This is a genomic window from Methylophaga sp. UBA2012, assembly GCF_002335235.1.
In the GTDB taxonomy this organism is placed as follows: Bacteria; Pseudomonadota; Gammaproteobacteria; order Nitrosococcales; family Methylophagaceae; genus Methylophaga; species Methylophaga thalassica.
The window spans coordinates 166621-187159 of the sequence record NZ_DDCG01000014.1 but is presented as its reverse complement, the minus strand read 5'-3'; the positions used below and the strand labels follow the sequence as shown (position 1 = coordinate 187159).

The following is a 20539-nucleotide window of genomic DNA, read 5'->3' as shown; positions in this document are numbered from 1 at the left end:
GGACCTCTCAAGCTGAGGCTGTCCCTTCTATTTTTCAGCCTTGCCTGCAAACACCTTGTCCTGTCCTATTCAGCCAACTGAGGTCTTTGCTCAAGGACAGCAGCACTGACTACCATAATTTATGGTGTATTTTACCTGCAAATAAAAATAGTTCTCATTATAATGTAGACTGTCTGTAAATTTATGATCTGAGTCGCAGGTGAAAGACACTATGAATCATCCAAGCTCTGCCATTGACTATTTATATGTAGATAATCTCAGCTGGCTGAGACAATTGATATATCGGCGTATGGGCTGTAACGAATTGGCTGCTGATTTAGCACAAGACACCTTTCTACGGCTATTACGCAAGCCCCAAGAGTTCGATAGTCAGGAAGGTATTCGCGCTTGGCTGAGTCGGGTTGCTCAGGGTTTATGTGTGGATCATTGGCGCCACCAGGAAGTGGAAAGAACCTGGTTGGAAACCCTTGCCGCGCAGCCCGAAGTTCATGCTTTATCTGCCGAACAACAGGCCATTCTCGTTGAGACGATATATGAACTTGATTCCATGCTGAGCAGGCTGCCAGAAAAAATTATGCAGACCTTTCTGTTATCGCAGTTGCACGGCAAAACCTACCGCGAAATTTCTTCTGAAATGGGCATCTCAGAACGAACCGTAAAAAATTATATGGCAAAGGCAATGTCACTTTGCTTACGTGTTCAACTTGAATTAGAAACCAGCCAATAAACTGAAATGAGCCAGTTCAACGTTGAAAACGAATTACCAGACTTCGACATACTGGAACAAGCTGCCAGTTGGTTTGCACATCTGGAATCAGCAGAAGCCACTGAAGAGGATCACCAGCGTTTAAAAGCATGGCTGTCAGAAAGCCCTGCCCATCAACGTGCCTGGCGTTATGTTGAAAAAATTAGTCAACGCTTTTCCATTATTCATCAAGAGAATCAAGTAAATAACACTTCTAACACGCTCTCAAAATTACAGCAGCATACACTTGGAAGACGTGCCCTGCTTCGCAGCCTGTTATTTGCCGCTATAGTGGGTGGCACCGGCTTAGTCAGCTGGCAATATCCACCGCTGTCTTCTATGGCTCGGGCAATGCGTGCCGATTTCCGTACTGGCATTGGCGAGCAAAAAGACATTGTTTTAGCCGATGGTAGTCATATTTGGCTCAATACTGATACTGCCATCAATATCGACTATAACAAGCAGCAACGACATATAGAACTTGTTCAAGGCGAAATCCTGATAGAAACAGCCCCGGATCGTCAGCAGCGTTCTTTTTGGGTTAGTAGCCAACAAGGTCAAATGCAGGCGCTTGGCACACGTTTCAATGTCTATCAACAAGCAACAGAAACCCAATTAACAGTTTATGAAGGCCGCGTTGCAGTGAAGACTAAAACACAGCAGCACATTCTGGCTGCAGGCAAACAAGCTACCTTCGCTGATACCGGTGAACTTCGGCTATCAAACGCGAACATTCAGCAAAGTGCCTGGATTACAGGGGTGATTGTTGCTGATCAAATGACGCTGGCTGAACTCGTCGACCAGCTTGGTCGATACCATCGTGGTCATATTGGGGTTTCCCCGGATGTCGCCACTTTAGCCGTTGTTGGCAGCTTTCCTACCCAGGATCAGGCACGTGTTTTATCGATGCTAACAGCCTCTTTACCCATAAAAGTTCGCTCACTCTCACCATGGTGGGTCAGTATAGTGCCTGCAAATTAATTATTAAAAAATTTGCCCTTTTTTCAGACTCATTCGTTTCCTCTGTTAATAACAACCTTAAAGAGGAACACTATGCCTGCTAAACAACGTTTCATATCATCAAGCCTCAAGGCTTTACCGCTACTCATCATGCTGGCATCTGCTTCTGTTATGCCTTCAACAGCTATAGCTGATGATGTAGCCGAACAACAAACAACCCCAGCAAAATTAATTCATTTTAATATCCCGGCAGATAATTTAAGTAAGAGCCTGAACCTTTTTTCAGCTCAGTCAGGTATTTTCCTGAGTAGTGATGGTGCTCTCACAAAAAGCAAAACAAGTGCGCCGGTTAATGGTCAATATACGGCTGAACAAGCCTTGCAAGCGCTTCTTGCGGGTACACAGTTATCTTATCGTTTTATTGATGATAACACTGTGACGCTGCTTGAACAGCAACAACAAGAACAGGCTGTTCATGATTTAGCACCGCTTGTTGTTATGGGAACGGACCTTAATCGTTATGAATTCGATATCGCCGGCTCTGCGACTGGCTTTGATACGGACGTGAATGAGTTGCCTCGTTCAGTACAGGTGTTACCAGAGCAACTTATTCTGGATCAAAACGCCACTCATCTGGATGATGTGTTACAAAATGTGGCGGGCATTACTCGTGCTCATGGTTTTGGTGGCGTTGAGACTCAGGTCAATATTCGTGGATTTACCAATAACCGTCTATTTGTTGATGGAAACCCGGTGAGTAACCGCCATAACGTCGATGTAGCCACCATTGACCGTGTGGAAGCCATTCTCGGGCCTGCATCTGTTTTGCATGGTCAGGTCAGTCCCGGTGGTTTAATTAATATCATTACTAAAAAGCCACAAACAATTAAAAGCAACAGCCTTCAAGCTGATTTTGATGAACATGGCCGCCGTAAACTGACCTTGGACAGCACCGGACCACTGAATGATGTTCTCCAATATCGCTTGATTGTGGCAGGTGAAGACTCAGAAAGTTTCCGTGAAACACAAACTGTAACCGGTGATCATCGTGCTGATATCAGAGGCCTGACTATCGCACCTTCATTTAGTTATACCCCGGATGCAAACAATACCTTTACCTTGAGTTTATTACACGTTGATCAAACATTACCGATTGACCGTGGCACGGTTGCCGTCGCCGATGCCAGTGGTGAATTGCACATTGCGAATCTTCCAGAAGAGCGACGACTGGGAAGTCAGTTTGATGAGCGTGACAGCACAGAAAAACAAATTCAGTTTGATTTTGACCATGAGTTTGATAATGGCTGGAAAAACCAATTAAAGCTGGGTTATTACCAGAAAAAGTTTGATGATTACCAGGCACGACCATTACGTGGACTGAATGATAGCTGGACTTTAGGTACTGGGCCAGTTGATATAAGTAATCTATCTGCAATTAGAACTTCCGCTAATGGCTCGGCTGTACAAGCAAACGGCCTGCTGATTCGTACGGCTGATTCCAATCTGAATGTCACAGAAGATGACTTCTTTATTTCTAATAGTCTGACCGGTGATTATCGTTTTGGCGATATTGATAATACACTTTATATCGGTGCAAACCTGCACAAACGCAATATCCGTCATACTGATGGGTTTGCCATGCAAAATATATCCGGTAGCCTGTATGCACCCTATCTTGATGTGATTGATATCTATAGCTCAAATAACCCAGCCTATACTAAACAATCACAGACTAGCGTCAGTAAAAATGATGCGGAATATACCGAGTACGGACTGTCTATTCAAAACCTGGCTTATTTGACTGACCGCCTGAATCTACTAGCAGGGCTTCGTTATGATCGGTTTGAAATTGAACGTAATGACAAAATTTATTACCAACAAGGCACCAACCTACTCTTCACTAAACTCGATGATCCTTTAGCAGTAAATATCAAAGGCGATAATCATAATGTGAGTGGTCAAGTAGGCCTGTTATACCATCTCACCGATGCCTTTTCTGTATATGGTTCCTGGTCTGAGTCATTTACCCCTAACTACCCTGATGTCACCGCAGGTCAGATCAGTGGTGAAAATAGCATGGCACCGGAAGAAGCCACGCAATATGAACTGGGTATTAAATCGAGCTTTTTGGATGACAAAGTGCGAGTTACGGCTTCGCTGTATCAATTAACACGTGAAAACGTAATGACATTCGAGAACCTGCAAGCCAGACTCAACGGGGAAGAAAAAACCAAAGGCGTCGAATTAACCACGACCATGCAATTTATACCTGGTCTGAATATTCTCGCCTCTTATACACACATGGATAGTGAAATTATCAACGATAATGATGATACAAAAACGTTAGAGGGTAATTGTCCATACGGTATTCCTCAAAACAAAGCCCGAGTTTGGGGCTCTTATGAGTTTCAGCAAGGCATATTAAAAAGTTTCGGTTTAGGCTTAGGTGCAGAATACGTCGGAGCTCGTTATGGTGATGATGAAAACAGCTTTAAAATACCGAGCTATACCATCGTCGATACTGCAGCCTGGTATTACATTCCAATGGGTAAAGACAAGCAGTTACGCTTACAGGCAGGCATCAAGAACCTCACCGATAAAACCTATTATCCGGCAAACTTAGGCAGCCCTTATCGTATTAATGTAGGCGCTCCCAGAACAGCCTACATCTCAGCACGACTTGAGTTTTAAAAGGGACTAGGCAAAACGATATAAGGTTAGCAAACCGGCAGGCACGCTCCCCCGAAAAAAGAGGGAGCGCCCTGCCGGTTTTATAGTTTTAAACAGCTTTCAGCTTTACCAGCTATGCCATGGCATCCGTTAACTTGTTATAAAAGCTCATATTCTTTTGATACTGCTCAAATGAGATCATACTGTGGTTATATTGATACTCCACACTTTCGATAATCTCTGAAACCGCCGCACCATAATCATAGTCTGCACTGGCATAAGGGTTAACCCAATTAGGGTCTCCAGGTTCACGGCCAATGTTGGCCAAACCCACCGCAAAAATCATATGGGTAGGAATATCCATTATCGATAGTCCATCAGAGGCTTCTTCCCAAGCCGCTTTAAATGAAGCGGGTGCATTGTCAGGAGGGAAAGTAAACATATTACCCTCACCAATTGTGGTTAGGCCGTCATTATTTAAATCTCGGGTATGACCTGGAGCAGTCAATAGATTAGCCGCCCCTTCATCAGATAAAACCGAAATGTTAATAGGCTCAGCCAGGCTATGAGCCTGTCTGACCACATCCAGCTCGTCAGCAGATAAACTTCTTAATGCCGTTTTAGGATCAGAGGCTTGCTGTACTTTTTGCAGAATATTCTGAAAAGTTTCTACGTCTTTATCAGACATTTTTCGCTGGTGCATCAAAGCAACGGATTTGTCTGACAAGACGGCAATATTTGCCGTTAGATCGCGTGCTGCTGGGTTTGAAATCGTCATCTTATGTCCTCATCCTGGAGTGCAATGATGAGATAGCAATCTCAATGCCAGAACATTAATCCTGAACAGTACTCGCCGCCAACTCGATGGCATCCAGATGGTGTAAGACGAGGTTCGGATTGTAGCCACGTACAACTTGTTTATTAACGACTAATAAAGGTACACCGCCACCGCCTAAAGCTTCAAAATTACGTTTGGCTTGTGCTGACTTTTCAATATCCAGATCATCATAAGCAATATTTCTTCGTGCCATAAAGACACGCATTTTTGCACAGTAACCACACCATTCTGTGGAATACATCGTCACATAAGTGGCGGGTAAATATGAGTAATCTTTAGGCGGATAAAGGACATCTTTTATCGTGGGCCACTGCTGGAAGAGTAGAAAAACAGCTACAAACAGCAGAAACTTTTTCATTGAATCACTGGCACTTTAGCCTGCCAGCTCGCAGGTAAACGTATCACTAGCTGGTAACGGACTTTGTGCCAAAAACCAGATAAAAGTAATAAAGAAAAACCAATAAAAACACCGACATAAGCAAAACTGTCGCCGGCCAGACCATAGGTATCTAATAGCTTCGTTAATGCCACCAGCACATAGACCAACGCAGACACCATAAATGCCCGGCGATCGATCACCAATGACACCAATGTCAGCAGAATATATAAGCCCATAATCAATGCCAGAGTAGCAGTGCTGTGTTGACCATCAAAAATACCCAAAGTAGAGAATATTGGATGAACAATCAGTGGGGCCGCGGTCAGATGTAACCAAAAGGCGACATCGGATTTACCGGTCACACGTTTTAAATCTGCCGAGTCCCATTTCATAGCCACCATAAATAGCACCAGGCCACCACCGAACATTAACCAGCTTAAATAATTCTTCAATATCGGGAAAAGAGAAACCAACAGCGAGACGATAAAGACAACTGCGGATGCTGTGCCAGCAGCGACCGTTATCGGCACTTTAAACCGCTTCCAATGACACCATGCTGCAATAGCGGCAATCGAGCCCGCCAGCATAAAACCATTCTCTGAGGGTAATCCCAGTGCTAAAACAACGGCAGCAAATATACTGCCGACAAAGCTCACTAACAAAAAGATACCGGGCAGCGCCATTTTTCGTTTTAATACAAAAAACTCAGCCAATCCCCAGGACAACACCGCTACCACCACCGCAGCTAATGGCGCACTAATGCCTTGTAAAACCCAGCCCGTCGACAGCAATAATAAAGCACAGGCCATCAATACAAAGATATCGTTAAAACTCGACACCAGTTTGAAATCTTCTTCATCGGCAAAGTGCGTATTACGCCGTTGCAGTGCATCCTGGCGAAATTGTTCAACAGCTGAAGCAGTAAATATTCCTTTCTCTACCGCTTGTTCCAGATCATTATCGGTGTACATTGTTTTCCTTCATTGTCGCGCTAGGTTCTGCTCTAAAGCTGAAAATAAACTAGTCAAATCGATTACTGAGTGGCTTGTTCATCATAGGCTTGCTGGGCTTCGATAACATGCTCTATATTGCTTTCCGACCAATTCCTTATGCCCTCCAGCAATTCAATCAACGTTTTTCCAAGTGAGGTTAATGAGTATTCCACTTTCGGAGGCACTGTCGGATATACCTGACGACTCACCAAACCATCTCGTTCCAGTCCACGTAATGTCTGGGTCAGCATTTTCTGAGAAATACCGTCCAGTTCGCGCCGTAACTCACCAAAGCGTTTTGTTTCTTCAGCAAGTGCACCAACAGTGAGCACTGTCCACTTATCAGCAATACGATCGAGTACTAAACGGGTCGGGCAGTGTTGATTATAAACATTCCATTCAATCATAAATCATTGTTTCTCTTAATTAGTTACTTTTTTGTATGTATATAACTATAAAGTGCCTTCTTGCGGAAAGATACTGTCAAACATAATATTTGTCCTGTCAATGAAATGCAACTAAGAGGACATCATTATGCAACGCTATTTCTTACACATTCTCATACTAACAACCTTACTTTTTAATGGAGCAAGTGCCATGGCTCACACAGCAACTAAAGCAAACTTAACCTTACTGAGCAATTTTGCTGGCGAGGTTTTTGTTAATAAAGATCTATCAAACCTTAATAAATACATGAAAAAAGATTATATTCAGCATAATGCAGCGGTATCACAGGGCAGTGAAGGATTTAAAACGTTTTTCAGTAACTGGTTCACAGCTATTCCGGACTTTAACTACGAGTTAAAAAACATCATTGCAAATGATGAGTATGTTTGGGTATACGGCACATATTCTGGAACACATGATAATGAATGGTTAGGTATTCCAGCGACACATGCCAAGTATAAGTTTGATGCGATTGATATTTTCAGAGTCGAAGATGGTCAATTAGCAGAGCATTGGGATGTTATGGACTTACATACCTTATTCACTCAGTTACAAGTTAAGTAGTCTTATAAAAAAGCAGGGCCTGGGCTCTGCTTTTTTCTTTTTTTAATTGAGCTTATGAGCGACTAATCTATTTCGACCTTGCTGTTTCGCCTCATAAAGTAACTCATCGGCTTTGGCTAAAATTTCTAGCTCATTCATTCCCTGGGGATGTAGGCTGACCAGGCCAATACTGGTAGTTAAGATCGGCTTGGTAGGTGAGTGTTCATTTACAATCTGTAATCTCTCTATTTGTATGAGCAATTCTTCTGCTAATTTTACCGCTTCCGTATGCTCGATATCTGTCCATATCAATGCAAATTCCTCACCGCCATAACGTGCGCACAGATCACCTGGTCTTCGGCAAAAATCACTCAACACGGCAGAAAACTCGACTAGTACCTCATCTCCCTTTTGGTGACCATAGGTATCGTTAAGTAATTTGAAATGGTCAATATCCACCATGGCTAGGGTAAAAGGTGTTTGAGATCGTCTACAACGACGCCACTCTGTTTTCAGAAAGGTATTGAAATATCGGCGATTGGCTATTTGTGTTAACGCATCTGTTCGAGATAATGAGCGCGCCAGATCTTCTGAGCGTTTTCTCTCTGTAATATTGTGGTGTGTGAGTAGTAAGAAGTCCGCATTTTGAAAATGGAACATGACAACACGTAACATAAACCAGCGTTTTTCAGTCGGGCTGTGGCAAGGATATTCATAATAAAACGTCGGCTCCTCACCATGAAGAACAGAATAAATCCCCTTACTGACGTCTTGTCCCATCTTGTCGCCATTTCGGCCTGAGGTATTACAAACGTCTAAGTAGTTCAACCCTACCCAGTCGGTGATTTCTGAGCCATTCTGTTCAGCAAATGTATTCCAGTATTGATTACAAAATACAATCTCTCCCTGCCTGTCGAGCACCACAATTTGCTCAGGCAATGAATCTAGAACCGTTTTAAAAAAATCAGAGTTTTCAATCACTCATATTGCCCTCAATACTAGCTCAGGGTTGTACCGAGACACACATGGCAGTTACCTATCAGCAAGATAATGAGATAGTAGTCTTAGCTTTACGAACGCACAACGCCTCTGGGATATTAGGGGCGTCTTTATTAGCATGAATTACAACCAACCTTTACGTTTGAAATACAGGTAAGGTGCCATACCCGCAGCAACCATCAGACCAATCGCCATAGGATATCCATACTGCCAATCCAACTCAGGCATCACATGGAAGTTCATGCCATAAATACTGGCCACCAGCGTTGGCGGTAAAAATACTACCGCTGCAATAGAGAAGATTTTAATAATCTGAGCTTGTTGAATATTGATAAAGCCCTGTGTCGAGTCCATCAGGAAGTTGATTTTATCGAACAGAAAGGTGGTGTGAGACATCAAAGTCTCTAAGTCGCGTAAAATTTCATACAAGGTTTCACGAGACTCAGTTGCCTCACGTAAATTTCTGAGCAAGAAGGAAATATCGCGCTGGGTATCCATCAGACAGAGACGGATTTTCCCATTACTATCTTCCAGTCTGGCCAGTTGGCTGATGCAGTCTTCCAGATCAGCCGCTTCATCTTCCAACACTAAATGACTGACCCGTTCCAATTCACGATGAATATCTTCCAGATTATCGGCATGGTTTTCGACTTTCTGTTCCATCAGGGTAATCAATAACTCACGTGGTGTTTTACAGCTAATTTGTCCGCGACGCGCACGCATTCGTAACAGACGGAAATCACTCAGCTCACCATCACGAATCGCCACCAGCCGATCTTCCTGCAAGATAAAGGCAACAGAAACTGTGTGATGTCGCCCCTCTGAATACCCCAGAAATAGAGAATGCACGTGCAGACCATCCTGATCGGTAAAACAGCGTGCAGACGCTTCAATTTCTTCGACATCATCCACATCAGGCACTTCATCACTAAACAATGTCCCAAGCAAAGCACGTTCATCATCGTCCGGTTCAAGCGCATCAATCCAATCAGCTTCTCGTAATTGGGAAGCAGAAATATCTCCTTCAACAGGGATTTCTTTGATCAGACCTTGTGCGATTTTGTACAGACGAAGCATGCGTACTCCTCATTGCTTGTATTAAGGCGGGTGAGAGAGAAGCATTGTAACGTAATGCATGCTTAATGCCGATGACTTATCTATTTATCGCAACTTAAATAACTCCTGATGGAATTGGTCCGCTCGAAAGCCATGTTTGATAAAGTCTTTACGGATAGCCTCACCCAATGCCGGCGGCCCACAAAACCAGATGCTGGCAATACGCCAATCAGGCACCGTCTCACGGATACGCTCGGTATCCAGTAAGCCATCTTTTTCATCAATCAGTAAATGTAAGTTCACCTTTGATGCTTCTACATCGGCTGATAGCTTGTCTTTGATGGTAGCGTTGATATGCATCGTAGGATGAAAGAAATCGATAATTTTACCGTCAGGCTGGTCTACCAGTCGTTTCATGCGGGCAATAAAAGGCGTCATACCAATGCCAGCCCCCACCCAGATTTGACGTTGTTGATCATCATTAAAATCAAACTCACCATACGGCCCTTCCATGGTGATCGGCATGCCAATAGTTAAACGTTCACTCAAGCGACTGGTGTGATCGCCCAAAGCTTTGATAACAAATCGTATCAAACGGGTATCAGGATCCCAGGCAGAAGCAATCGTATAAGGATGCGGCCCTTCTTTTTTATCCGACATTGCAAAGGCAAACTGCCCTGCTTTATGCCCAGGCCACCCTTCATCCATTCTCACCGTCACTTCCATCAAACGCATGTCTTCATGATGTTCAAGAGAAGTGATCTCACCATTAACTTTACGTTTGGCGCCAACCCGCCCCAATAACACCCATATCGCAGAAAATGTTCCACTTGCCAGCAATACCGCCATTAACCAACCAATCGGTTGAGACCAGTAATCGAAATTGAGCAAAATAATGGCATGAAAGACAAACAATAAATACGTAACAGCCAACAATGTATGTGTTTTAGCAAACCAGCGATAAGGGAAGCGCTTAATTAATGCTAAAACGATCAGCAATGCAGCCGCGTAAAAAGCCCACTCACCAATGGTTTCCGCCAGCCCTCGTTGTGAACGAAATAACCCTTCCCAAAAACCCAAGTCCGGACCATTTCCTCGGGGTCGACGCTCTGGTCGTTCAAGCCAGCCCCAGCCGACCATCCACTTGGTACCTTTTGCGAACCACCAATGCGACACCGCAAACACTAATGCACTAATCCCCAACCACTTGTGCAGACGGTACATTTTATCCAGACCATTAAAATACGGCTCAACCCATTTCGGCCTGAGAGCAAGCAACATGGCCACGCTCATCACCACGATGGCAATTACACCGCTATATTGAACAAATACCCTGCGAAAAGAAAAATAGCTGAAGGGATCAGGTAACAAGGTATCAGCCAATAACCACAACCCTGTGGGCACCAACAAAATTATCAGTAAGGCATATTTAATCTTTTTCATAAAACTCAATCATTCGTTAAGTCAATCGCGCGAATATAAACGAGGCAAGGTTAAGGGAACGTTAACAAGAACCATTATTATTTATAAATTATGTAAATGCATTGATCTAAATCAGACGATTCACTCAGCAAAATAGCGTCAGCTTTATTACAATGGTTCAATTCACGCATCAGCGTGCTCAATAGAAAACAACATAGGATCGACACATGAAAGGCAGCCCAAAAGTTATTGAGTTACTCAATACTCTACTCGCAGGCGAACTGACGGCTATGGATCAATACTTCATTCATTCACGCATGTATGAAGACTGGGGCCTGACTCGCCTCTATAACCGCATCGCCCATGAAATGCAGGACGAAACAGAACACGCTGACCAAATGATCAAACGTATTCTGTTTCTAGAAGGCATGCCTGACCTAAGCCACCGCGAGCCACTTCATGTCGGTCATAACGTCAAAGAAATGCTGCAAAACGATCTGAATCTCGAATACTCGGTCGTTAAAGCCTTACGCGATGCTATCGCGTTGTGTGAAGCAGAAAAAGATTTCGAAACTCGTAAAATGCTCAAACAACAGCTGGAAGATACCGAACTGGATCACACCCACTGGTTAGAACAACAACTCGGCCTGATTGAGAAAATGGGTCTGGAAAATTATCTACAAGCCATGACACTGGCAGAAGCGGAGTAATTCTCGGCAGATTGAGCAAGTTTCCAATTTGAAGCTATGTTCTTTTTATCAGCGAAAACAGGTAGTTTAAAAATAAGCTTTTGCTGGGAGCAATCGAAGCGCCCTTTGCGCAGCCGAGCATCGGAAATCAGTTTGGATCAAACACGACGAGTGTCTGAGCGCAGCGAGTTTTCGTCGTGTTCCAAACTGATTGAGAAGCGCAGGGAACCCGATAGGGCAAGCTTTGGGCTGGCCTTTTTTGGTTCGTTTTTTGGCCACGCAAAAAATGAACGCCCCAGCGGCAGCGCCTGAAAGAAAGTAAACGATCATCAATACACGAAGATTTATCTTAGCTCTAAAGCCATTAGTTTCGTCTTAATGACGAGTCAGGGAAATGTTTGCCCATTTCCCTAACAACCCTAGGGCACCCCACCGTGCTGGCCTACGGCTCCACTGCGTTGCTCACTTTATCTGGTGATTGGTCAAAACTCCCTTCGGTCAGACACTGACCAATCATGATCCAGATAAACCTCCGCTACTCGTCAGCACAAACGGGGAATTTGAAAAGCTCCCAACCTTCCCGTGTTATTGCCGCCAAAAATTGAGCTTGGTTGATGGATTAAGTGGTCGAGTGTTTGACCGAAGGGAGTTGTCGACCACGCCATCAAACAAGGTTAATTTTTGGATCAAAGGCAATATCGGGTGCCCTTTTGTTTGGTTCGTTTATTTTGGGCATGCAAAATAAATGAACGCCCCGCGGCAGCGTCTGAAGTTGAATAAGATGAAGGTTCTAATAATTTTTACATTCACTCTAAATATTGAGGTTTATCTTAAGTCTAAAAGCCATTAGTTTCGCCTTAGTGGCGAGTCAGGGAAATGCGTGCCCATTTCCCTAACAACCCTAGGGCACCCCACCGTGCTGGCCTAAGGCTCCACTGCGTTGCTCGCTTTATCTGGTGATTGGTCAAAACTCCCTTCGGTCAGACACTGACCAATCATGCTCCAGATAAACCTCCGCTACTCGTCAGCACAAACGGGGATTTGAAAAACTCCCCTTCTTACTATTGATCGCCGCTCACAATTAGAGCCTTATTAGGTTTCCCCAACCACACTTGAAAACCTCATCATTAACCCCATTTAACTCTCACTCAACTGAAACAAACAGTTTCCACTAATATCAGTAAATAATAGCCACAAAGCTAAACGAAGAAACCATGAGCAAAAAAGAACTCTTATATCGTGTCGAATTTATTCAAGCCGGCCAACGTTACGAACTCTACGCACGCGAGCTCAGCCAAGGCGGTTTATTTGGTTTTATCGAGATAGGTGACTTCGTGTGGGATACCCACACCTCGGTAGTATTAGATCCCAGCCACGAAAAACTCAAAGACGAATTTGCTGATGTGACTCGTACCTATATTCCAATGCATGCGGTATTAAGAATTGATTCGGTGACAAAGAAAGGTTTAGCCAAGATCACCGAATTTGACGGAAAAGTGACTCACTTTCCCAGTCCGATTTATACGCCAACCAATAAATAGAATGATTTAAAAAGTAGGTTGGGTTGAACCTATGAAACCCAACAAACCCTGCGTCTTGATATATGTTGGGTTTCGTTCCTCTAGCCCACCTAAAAGTGGCACAAACGGGGAAGAAGATTCAATTTTCTCCCCGTCTATTACCGTTAAAAATGCCTTTATTTCAAAGGTAAATAAATATCCGTAATCAACTCATGCTCATCTACTTCTGGGAACATATTGATATAGTGAAAAAACACTGGGAAATCACGTAGCTCTTCATCTGTTTCCGGTAACCACTGACCATAGAGATAATAAATCGGTGTATCAATATCATCCCGTGATCCCAAATGTCTGACTCTGGCACATCGCCCAGCCGGAATCGTTTTTGTTATTAAACCTTGTTTATTTTCTGGAATATCAGCCAGTACAGAACCACAAAGATCAAACTCAAACTCATCAGCACTGACAACATTGGGATCATTATATGGCACACCATATGTGTCACTGGTCTTTACCGGTGATAAACCACTTTGATTACGCCAATCAATAAACGTTTTAATCGACTCATTCAGCAGATTAGGAGAACCACGATGCTCCAATACTGCCACTTTTGTTTCCACAAACTCTACCACTTCAACATTCATCATCATTTGCCTCTCAATTCTGGTTAATTTAATCAGTTCATTCCAAATGTCCCACTTGGGCATTTGTTTGAATTGAGAAGGACTCTGCTGACAGTAGTTTTTGAATGCACGCGAAAATGATTCTGGACTTTCAAAACCTGCTTGTAAGGCGATATCAATCACACGTAACTTGGGCTCAAACACTAACTGATAAGCCGCACGCTTTAATCGTGAAATCTGAATGTATTTAGCGACATTAATGCCCACAAAATCAGCAAACTGACGGTGAAAGTGATACCTAGAGAAATATGCAACCTGACTGAGCTTATCAAGAGATAAATCATCATCAAGATGTGACTGAATATAATCACACACCTTTATCATTCTGTTTGCATACACACTCATGCTTTACCGGCCTCCCCAATTCGAGAGACAGTATCGTGTTTTTTTAGATGCATAACCTGACCATAATTGCTCTTTTATGTAGGTTGGGTAGAGGAACGAAACCCAACATAGATCAAGACACAGGATTTGTTGGGTTTCTCAAGTTCAACCCAACCTACGTGAGTTTATGCTGTCATTATTTCGCCTTGATGGCGAGTCAGGGAAATATTCACCACTTCCCTGTGACTCACCTGCAAGCAGGTTGCTTCGCAATTCAAAATCGTTCCCGACGATTTTGTGCATGCCCATTTCCCTAGCAACCCTAGGGCACCCCACCGTGCTGGCCTGCGGCTCCACTCGTCATAACATTGATTCAGGCGGTCGGCTAAAACTCGCTTCGCTCACAAATTTGGACGCCGCGGGCGCCCAAAGGGTGAGTGGCATGGATGCCTCGAATCAAACACTAGCCGCTCTCAGACCTGAATAAATATTATTTCTCGTCAGCACAAACGGGGAAGTAGGGATCGCTTTTCGTCCCGTCTATTGCCGCTGAACATTCGCTGTATTTTATGGATTAAGTGGACACGTGTTTGAGCGTAGCGAGTTGGTGTCCACGCCATAAAATGCAGTGAATTTTTAGAGATAAGGCAATATCGGGTGCCTTTTTCTTTGGTTCGTTTCTTTTGGGCAAACAAAAGAAATGAACGCCCTGCGGCAGCATGTGATTTTAAATCAAGAAACTACCCGTTGGGTTTCGTTCCTCAACCCAACCTACCGTGCTAAATATTTAACTTTGAGGAAGATTACTTTTGAAGAAACCTTTTATCTGCGAGAGTCTTGATCAAAGACTCTTCACTTTGAAAGAGTGTAAAGTGATTAATATTAAAATCATTTAGATTCTTTAACATTTCACTCCTCAAACTGCCAGGAATAACGATCTTAATCAGTACATCCTGTTCAATAATGCTCGGTCGCTGAGTTTGATTATCAAAAACTGATTCATGAGAGCAAAAATAATGTCTTTCTCTCTCATAATCCCATTGCGTTGCGACTGTATACCAAGCCTTTTGAGCGAAATGCCTTTTATGAGTTCTAACAAATGGGCCTTGTAACGTTATTTTTGGTTTACTTCCCAATCCACCCTTTACACCATGCGGCCTCTCTATATAACAATATATTGCTGCTGGCTCAGTACATCGTTCAATCAATGCAAAGTATGCCGCAATGAATGGTGATTCTGACCAATCTAAAAGAGGCGATGGGTAACCATGATGTCTTAGATATACCAGATACTCATATGCTGGTATATCTACTTTAAAATGATCAATATTGTCATTTAGGTCTTTTTGGAGTTCTTCATGAGTCGGCAACTTCCAATTTTTTTCTGTAAATGCTTCTATTTCATGTGACTGCTGAATAGCACCAAAAACATAATCAAATACATGAAACTGTTTTTTCGTGGCTCTTTCGAGAGTTGTTTCTAACTTCCAGTTAGTGTTTGCCTGACCTCGAAACAAAATAAGATTATTACGTTCGTATCTTTTTCCGTTATCTAGTTCTTTTATTGTCTTCGAATAAATACTACGAACTTCATCTATAGCTTTTAGAAAGCCTTTCCATGTTCGTATATGTTTAGTAATCATTATGATTTCTTCTTTACCGGCCTCTGCCACCCACTAACCGTCTTCTGCTTAGACACCGTCAACGTCAACTCACCAGCAGGAGCATCCTTCCGAATCGTAGACCCAGCCCCAATAGTCGCCCCATCCTCAACAACAACAGGCGCTACCAACTGTGTATCCGACCCCACAAACACCCGATCCCCAATCACAGTACGGTGTTTATTCGCCCCATCATAATTACAAGTAATAGTGCCAGCACCGATATTTACATCAGCCCCCATATCGGTATCACCAATATAACTTAAATGATTGATTTTAGAACCTAATCCGATATTGGCGTTTTTAATTTCAACAAAGTTGCCGACTTTGGCTTTAGCAGCTAAACGGCTACCCGGACGTAAACGGGCATAAGGACCTACCGAACAGTTAGTACCCACTTCAGCATTCTCAATAATGCTATTAGGCAGAATTTCAGCCCCTTCATGAATGATGCTGTTGATGATGATACAGTTGGCGCCGATAGTGACATCATTTGCCAGCGTATTATTGCCTTCGAAAATCACATTCACATCAACGGTAATATCTTGTCCAACCGTCAGTTCACCACGAATATCAACACGAGCGGGATCACGCATGGTGACACCTGCCATCATTAGTTCTGTGGCTTTTTTCTGCTGATAATAACTTTCCAGTTCGGCCAGTTGTACCCGGTTGTTTACACCAGCCACTTCCTGCTCATCTTCACAGGTGATGGAGTCGATCTCGATGCCTTCTTCCACTGCTTTGGCAATCAGATCCGTCAGGTAATATTCACCTTGGGCATTATTGTTATCAAGTTGTGATAAAGCACTGTTTAACCATTTTGCTGGAATACACATAATGCCAGTATTCACTTCGTTGATTTCACGTGTTTCTTCGTTGGCGTCTTTTTCTTCGGTGATCATTAGCATACGTCCGGTGACATCACGCACGATGCGGCCGTAACCTGTTGGATCATCCAATACCGTGGTCAACACTTTGAGTGTATTAGCATCACCTTCATGAATTAGTGCCTCAAGGGTGTCTTTTTCAATGAGAGGTACATCACCATATAACACCAGGACTTGGTCACTCTCCTGATAAAAGGCTTTGGCCTGCTCAACAGCATGGCCTGTTCCCTTTTGCTCTAGCTGCATAGCGGTATCAATACCTTGTTGCTGCAGGTAAGGCACGACGTCATCTGCACCACTGCCACAGACCACAGCAAGTTGGCTGGGATTGAGTTGTTTGGCGGTATCAATCACATGTTGGAGTAAAGGTTTGTTAGCGAGTGTGTGCATGACTTTCGGTTTAGCCGATTTCATGCGAGTGCCTTTACCGGCAGCGAGGATGATAATGCTCAGGCTCATAGGGTGTTCCATATTGGTGATAATGGGGTTAAGTTTAGCAGACAATAGATAAAAAAAAGGCCGTCACGAAGACAGCCTTTTTTATTTTTTACAGTGAAAGACTAACGTCCTTTACTGTTCGATCTCAGTCGTTCGATTGCACGCAGTTGCGCCATTGCTTCAGCCAGTTCTTTCTGAGCTTCAGCAAAGTCACGTTTCGCTGTGCCATCGTTGATTGCTTTTTCTGCATCTGCTTTCGCTTGTAATGCAGCCGCTTCATCAACGTCAGCAGCACGTAATGCGGAGTCAGCCAACACAGTCACAACGTGTGGTTGAACTTCCAGCATGCCGCCAGAAACGTAGTACTGCTCTTCTTCGCCGTTCTCTTTTAAGACACGAACTTCACCTGGTTTAAGGCGAGTCAGCATAGGTGTGTGACGTGGGTAAATACCCACTTCACCCAACACAGCTGATGCAAAGACAGCTTGTGCCAGACCTGAAAAGATCTGTTTCTCTGCGCTTACGATATCAACATGGATAGTCATAGCCATGTTTACCTCCCAGGGGATTAGTACTTCTTAGCTTTCTCGACAGCTTCTTCGATGCTACCTACCATGTAGAACGCTTGTTCTGGTAGTGAATCGTAGTCGCCATTCAGAATGCCTTGGAAGCCAGCAATCGTGTCTTTCAGAGAGACGTATTTACCAGGTGCACCAGTAAAGACTTCTGCTACGAAGAACGGTTGTGACAAGAAACGCTGAATCTTACGAGCACGTGCTACTGTCAATTTATCTTCTTCTGACAGTTCGTCCATACCCAGGATCGCGATAATGTCTTTCAGTTCTTTATAACGTTGCAATGTTCCTTGAACGCCACGAGCCACGTTATAGTGTTCGTTACCCACAACTAATGGATCTAACTGACGTGAAGTTGAATCTAACGGATCGATCGCTGGGTAGATACCTAATTCAGCAATTGAACGTGACAATACAACAGTCGCATCTAAGTGAGCGAAGGTCGTTGCTGGTGATGGGTCAGTCAAGTCATCCGCAGGTACGTATACCGCTTGAATAGAGGTGATAGAACCTGTCTTAGTTGAAGTAATACGTTCTTGCAGAACACCCATTTCTTCAGCCAGTGTTGGTTGGTAACCTACCGCAGAAGGCATACGACCTAACAACGCTGATACTTCAGTACCGGCCAATGTATAACGGTAGATGTTATCAACGAAGAACAGTACGTCACGGCCTTCATCACGGAAAAATTCCGCCATAGTCAGACCCGTTAAAGCAACACGCAGACGGTTACCAGGTGGCTCATTCATCTGACCGTAAACCAGTGATACTTTGTCGATAACGTTTGAATCTGTCATTTCATGATAGAAGTCGTTACCTTCACGAGTACGTTCACCTACACCCGCGAATACTGAGTAACCGCTATGCTCGATCGCGATGTTACGAATCAGTTCCATCATGTTAACGGTTTTACCTACACCGGCACCACCGAACAGACCGACTTTACCACCTTTAGCGAATGGGCAAACCAGGTCGATAACTTTGATACCTGTTTCCAGTAATTCATTACTGGCTGCTAATTCGTCAAATGACGGTGCTTTACGATGGATACCCCAACGCTCTTCTTCACCGATGTCGCCTTTTTCGTCAATAGGATTACCTAAGACGTCCATGATACGACCTAATGTTTTTTTACCAACCGGTACGCTAATCGCTTTACCTGTGTTGGAAACTGCTAAATCACGCTTCAGACCATCTGTTGTACCCATGGCAATTGCGCGAACAACACCGTCACCTAGTTGTTGTTGAACTTCCAGCGTTAAGCCAGCTTCATCAACCATGAGGGCGTCATATACTTTAGGCAGGCTGTCACGTGGGAATTCCACGTCGACGACCGCGCCGATAATTTGAACAATCTTTCCAGAGCTCATCTCGCTTCCTCTTAATATCTTCTATATCAGTTATACCGCAGCGGCACCTGCAACAATCTCGGAGATCTCTTGCGTAATCGCAGCTTGTCGAGCTTTGTTGTAAACCAATTGCAAGTCATCAATAAGATCACCTGCATTGTCGCTCGCATTTTTCATTGCGATCATTCGAGATGCTTGCTCGCAGGCAATATTCTCGACAACACCTTGGTAAACTAATGATTCGATGTAACGAACGAGCAGGTCGTCAAGTACATCTTTTGCATCAGGTTCGTAAATGTAATCCCAGTGATGGGAAAGCTCTTCGCTCGGCTTCTCAGGCTTGGCCGGTAACAACCGTACAATTTTGTTGTCTTGAGTCATGGTGTTCACGAACTCGTTATAAACAAAATATAGGCTGTCAATCTGACCTTCGTTGTAAGCATCCAGCATAACCTTAACAGTACCAATCAGTTCATGCGCTTGTGGCGCATCACCTAATTGCACTTTCTGACTGACAAGGTTGACGGGCAGTCGTTTAAAGAAAGTAGACGCTTTCTGGCCGATAGCACAGACATCTACTTCCAAACCTGCATCCAATTTTGTTTTGATATCTTTCAAAACGGATTTAAACAGGTTGTTATTCAGACCGCCACAAAGTCCGCGATCAGACGAAACCACAATATATCCAACACGTTTCGTTTCTGCACGGTCCTGTAAGTACGGATGTTTGTACTCTGGATGTGCAAAAGCTAAATGCTGAATAACGTTGTAAATCTTGTCTGAATAAGGACGTGTCGCTGCCATGCGATCTTGAGCCTTACGCATTTTACTCGCTGCAACCATCTCCATAGCAGAAGTAATTTTCTGCGTATTTTTGATGCTGCCAATTTGAGTCCGTATCTCTTTACCGCTAGCCATGACTTATGCTCCGATTACCAGCTACCAGTTTTTTTAAAGCTCTCAATTGCAGTTTTCATTTGCACTGCAATGTCGTCATTAAAGTTACCGGTTTCGTTAATAGTTGCCATCAAGTCAGCTTGGTTTGAATGCATATTCGCTAATAAAGCGGCTTCAAAGTCGCCCACTTTATTCACGTCAACGTCATCCAGGAAACCTTCGTTAGCTGCGAATAGCGAGACCGCCATTTCAGCTACTGACAGAGGTTGATATTGTTTCTGTTTCATCAGTTCAGTAACACGTTGACCACGGTTAATCTGTGCACGTGTCGCTTCATCAAGGTCAGAAGCAAACTGAGCAAACGCTGCCAATTCACGATACTGAGCTAAGTCTAGACGAATACCACCGCCCAGTTTCTTGATGATTTTAGTCTGAGCCGCACCACCAACACGAGATACCGAT

At 43.7% G+C, this 20539-nt stretch carries 19 protein-coding genes and 1 pseudogene; 6 read left to right on the top strand and 14 right to left on the bottom strand.

Features of this window, described 5'->3' with window-relative positions; translation table 11 throughout:
- The first annotated feature begins 211 nt into the window (after positions 1 to 211).
- The 3 genes from B2248_RS11540 (at position 212) to B2248_RS11530 (ending at position 4396) form a co-directional block, all read left to right on the top strand.
- A complete protein-coding gene (locus B2248_RS11540) occupies positions 212 to 727 on the top strand; it encodes a sigma-70 family RNA polymerase sigma factor (protein WP_273179360.1) in 516 nt (171 codons plus the stop codon).
- Positions 728 to 733: 6 nt separating this feature from the next.
- On the top strand, positions 734 to 1726 hold the full coding sequence (locus B2248_RS11535) for a FecR family protein (protein WP_273179359.1): 993 nt from the start codon (positions 734 to 736) through the stop codon (positions 1724 to 1726).
- Positions 1727 to 1798: 72 nt separating this feature from the next.
- A complete protein-coding gene (locus B2248_RS11530; protein ID WP_273179357.1) occupies positions 1799 to 4396 on the top strand; it encodes a TonB-dependent siderophore receptor in 2598 nt (865 codons plus the stop codon).
- A 112-nt stretch (positions 4397 to 4508) separates the two neighbouring features.
- On the opposite strand, the gene B2248_RS11525 is transcribed toward B2248_RS11530, so the two are convergent.
- The 4 genes from B2248_RS11525 to B2248_RS11510 all read right to left on the bottom strand — a co-directional run bounded on the left by B2248_RS11525 (position 4509) and on the right by B2248_RS11510 (position 6991).
- Positions 4509 to 5153, bottom strand: a complete 645-nt coding sequence (locus tag B2248_RS11525; RefSeq protein ID WP_273179355.1) for a hypothetical protein — start codon at positions 5151 to 5153, stop codon at positions 4509 to 4511.
- A gap of 55 nt (positions 5154 to 5208) precedes the next feature.
- Entirely contained in the window at positions 5209 to 5571 is a 363-nt protein-coding gene (locus B2248_RS11520) for a glutaredoxin family protein (RefSeq protein WP_273179354.1), read from the bottom strand.
- Positions 5568 to 6563 (bottom strand): hypothetical protein, encoded by a 996-nt coding sequence (locus B2248_RS11515; protein WP_273179353.1) that lies wholly within the window; start codon positions 6561 to 6563, stop codon positions 5568 to 5570. The genes B2248_RS11520 and B2248_RS11515 overlap by 4 nt, the downstream gene beginning before the upstream one ends.
- A gap of 62 nt (positions 6564 to 6625) precedes the next feature.
- Positions 6626 to 6991: a winged helix-turn-helix transcriptional regulator gene (locus tag B2248_RS11510; RefSeq protein WP_273179352.1), complete on the bottom strand. Its 366-nt coding sequence runs from the start codon at positions 6989 to 6991 to the stop codon at positions 6626 to 6628.
- A 190-nt stretch (positions 6992 to 7181) separates the two neighbouring features.
- On the opposite strand from B2248_RS11510, the gene B2248_RS11505 reads away from it, so the two are divergent.
- Complete coding sequence (locus B2248_RS11505) at positions 7182 to 7595, top strand: ester cyclase (RefSeq protein WP_273179351.1); 414 nt, start codon at positions 7182 to 7184, stop codon at positions 7593 to 7595.
- A 42-nt stretch (positions 7596 to 7637) separates the two neighbouring features.
- Here the strand turns inward: B2248_RS11505 and B2248_RS11500 are convergent, their stop codons facing one another.
- The 3 genes from B2248_RS11500 to B2248_RS11490 form a co-directional block, all read right to left on the bottom strand.
- Entirely contained in the window at positions 7638 to 8555 is a 918-nt protein-coding gene (locus B2248_RS11500) for a sensor domain-containing diguanylate cyclase (protein WP_273179350.1), read from the bottom strand.
- Positions 8556 to 8696: 141 nt separating this feature from the next.
- Entirely contained in the window at positions 8697 to 9650 is a 954-nt protein-coding gene (gene corA / locus B2248_RS11495) for a magnesium/cobalt transporter CorA (protein WP_273179349.1), read from the bottom strand.
- Positions 9651 to 9734: 84 nt separating this feature from the next.
- Positions 9735 to 11072 (bottom strand): ferredoxin reductase family protein, encoded by a 1338-nt coding sequence (locus tag B2248_RS11490; RefSeq protein WP_273179344.1) that lies wholly within the window; start codon positions 11070 to 11072, stop codon positions 9735 to 9737.
- 206 nt (positions 11073 to 11278) lie between these two features.
- Between B2248_RS11490 and bfr the strand changes: the two genes are divergently transcribed.
- Complete coding sequence (bfr, locus tag B2248_RS11485) at positions 11279 to 11761, top strand: bacterioferritin (RefSeq protein ID WP_273179338.1); 483 nt, start codon at positions 11279 to 11281, stop codon at positions 11759 to 11761.
- Positions 11762 to 12954: 1193 nt separating this feature from the next.
- Complete coding sequence (locus B2248_RS11480) at positions 12955 to 13281, top strand: DUF1820 family protein (RefSeq protein WP_273179336.1); 327 nt, start codon at positions 12955 to 12957, stop codon at positions 13279 to 13281.
- 155 nt (positions 13282 to 13436) lie between these two features.
- Here the strand turns inward: B2248_RS11480 and B2248_RS11475 are convergent, their stop codons facing one another.
- From B2248_RS11475 to B2248_RS11445, 7 genes and pseudogenes are all read right to left on the bottom strand, one after another.
- The gene (locus tag B2248_RS11475) at positions 13437 to 14288 is read right to left on the bottom strand and encodes an AraC family transcriptional regulator (RefSeq protein ID WP_273179334.1); all 852 of its coding nucleotides are present in this window, start codon (positions 14286 to 14288) and stop codon (positions 13437 to 13439) included.
- Positions 14289 to 15070: 782 nt separating this feature from the next.
- The gene (locus B2248_RS11470) at positions 15071 to 15910 is read right to left on the bottom strand and encodes an FRG domain-containing protein (RefSeq protein WP_007144158.1); all 840 of its coding nucleotides are present in this window, start codon (positions 15908 to 15910) and stop codon (positions 15071 to 15073) included.
- Positions 15910 to 17277 carry a bifunctional UDP-N-acetylglucosamine diphosphorylase/glucosamine-1-phosphate N-acetyltransferase GlmU gene (gene glmU / locus B2248_RS11465; RefSeq protein ID WP_273179330.1) on the bottom strand — a complete coding sequence of 456 codons (1368 nt, stop codon included), beginning with the start codon at positions 17275 to 17277 and terminating at the stop codon, positions 15910 to 15912. Before glmU ends, B2248_RS11470 begins: the two co-directional genes overlap by 1 nt.
- Positions 17278 to 17378: 101 nt before the next feature.
- Complete coding sequence (locus tag B2248_RS11460; protein WP_273179328.1) at positions 17379 to 17807, bottom strand: F0F1 ATP synthase subunit epsilon; 429 nt, start codon at positions 17805 to 17807, stop codon at positions 17379 to 17381.
- Between the two features lie 17 nt (positions 17808 to 17824).
- Entirely contained in the window at positions 17825 to 19201 is a 1377-nt protein-coding gene (gene atpD / locus B2248_RS11455) for a F0F1 ATP synthase subunit beta (protein ID WP_273179326.1), read from the bottom strand.
- A gap of 30 nt (positions 19202 to 19231) precedes the next feature.
- Entirely contained in the window at positions 19232 to 20098 is an 867-nt protein-coding gene (atpG, locus tag B2248_RS11450) for a F0F1 ATP synthase subunit gamma (RefSeq protein ID WP_273179323.1), read from the bottom strand.
- A gap of 14 nt (positions 20099 to 20112) precedes the next feature.
- Positions 20113 to 20539: pseudogene (locus B2248_RS11445) on the bottom strand (F0F1 ATP synthase subunit alpha); the annotation flags it as partial.

Coding starts and splice junctions, on each gene's coding strand:
- B2248_RS11520 (WP_273179354.1), bottom strand. CDS start 5,571: ATGAAAAAGTTTCTGCTGTTTGTAGCTGTTTTTCTACTCTTCCAGCAG.
- B2248_RS11470 (WP_007144158.1), bottom strand. CDS start 15,910: ATGATTACTAAACATATACGAACATGGAAAGGCTTTCTAAAAGCTATA.
- B2248_RS11535 (WP_273179359.1), top strand. CDS start 734: ATGAGCCAGTTCAACGTTGAAAACGAATTACCAGACTTCGACATACTG.
- bfr (WP_273179338.1), top strand. CDS start 11,279: ATGAAAGGCAGCCCAAAAGTTATTGAGTTACTCAATACTCTACTCGCA.
- glmU (WP_273179330.1), bottom strand. CDS start 17,277: ATGAGCCTGAGCATTATCATCCTCGCTGCCGGTAAAGGCACTCGCATG.
- corA (WP_273179349.1), bottom strand. CDS start 9,650: ATGCTTCGTCTGTACAAAATCGCACAAGGTCTGATCAAAGAAATCCCT.
- B2248_RS11515 (WP_273179353.1), bottom strand. CDS start 6,563: ATGTACACCGATAATGATCTGGAACAAGCGGTAGAGAAAGGAATATTT.
- B2248_RS11505 (WP_273179351.1), top strand. CDS start 7,182: ATGGCTCACACAGCAACTAAAGCAAACTTAACCTTACTGAGCAATTTT.
- B2248_RS11480 (WP_273179336.1), top strand. CDS start 12,955: ATGAGCAAAAAAGAACTCTTATATCGTGTCGAATTTATTCAAGCCGGC.
- atpD (WP_273179326.1), bottom strand. CDS start 19,201: ATGAGCTCTGGAAAGATTGTTCAAATTATCGGCGCGGTCGTCGACGTG.
- B2248_RS11475 (WP_273179334.1), bottom strand. CDS start 14,288: ATGAGTGTGTATGCAAACAGAATGATAAAGGTGTGTGATTATATTCAG.
- B2248_RS11460 (WP_273179328.1), bottom strand. CDS start 17,807: ATGGCTATGACTATCCATGTTGATATCGTAAGCGCAGAGAAACAGATC.
- B2248_RS11540 (WP_273179360.1), top strand. CDS start 212: ATGAATCATCCAAGCTCTGCCATTGACTATTTATATGTAGATAATCTC.
- B2248_RS11530 (WP_273179357.1), top strand. CDS start 1,799: ATGCCTGCTAAACAACGTTTCATATCATCAAGCCTCAAGGCTTTACCG.
- B2248_RS11510 (WP_273179352.1), bottom strand. CDS start 6,991: ATGATTGAATGGAATGTTTATAATCAACACTGCCCGACCCGTTTAGTA.
- B2248_RS11525 (WP_273179355.1), bottom strand. CDS start 5,153: ATGACGATTTCAAACCCAGCAGCACGCGATCTAACGGCAAATATTGCC.
- B2248_RS11490 (WP_273179344.1), bottom strand. CDS start 11,072: ATGAAAAAGATTAAATATGCCTTACTGATAATTTTGTTGGTGCCCACA.
- atpG (WP_273179323.1), bottom strand. CDS start 20,098: ATGGCTAGCGGTAAAGAGATACGGACTCAAATTGGCAGCATCAAAAAT.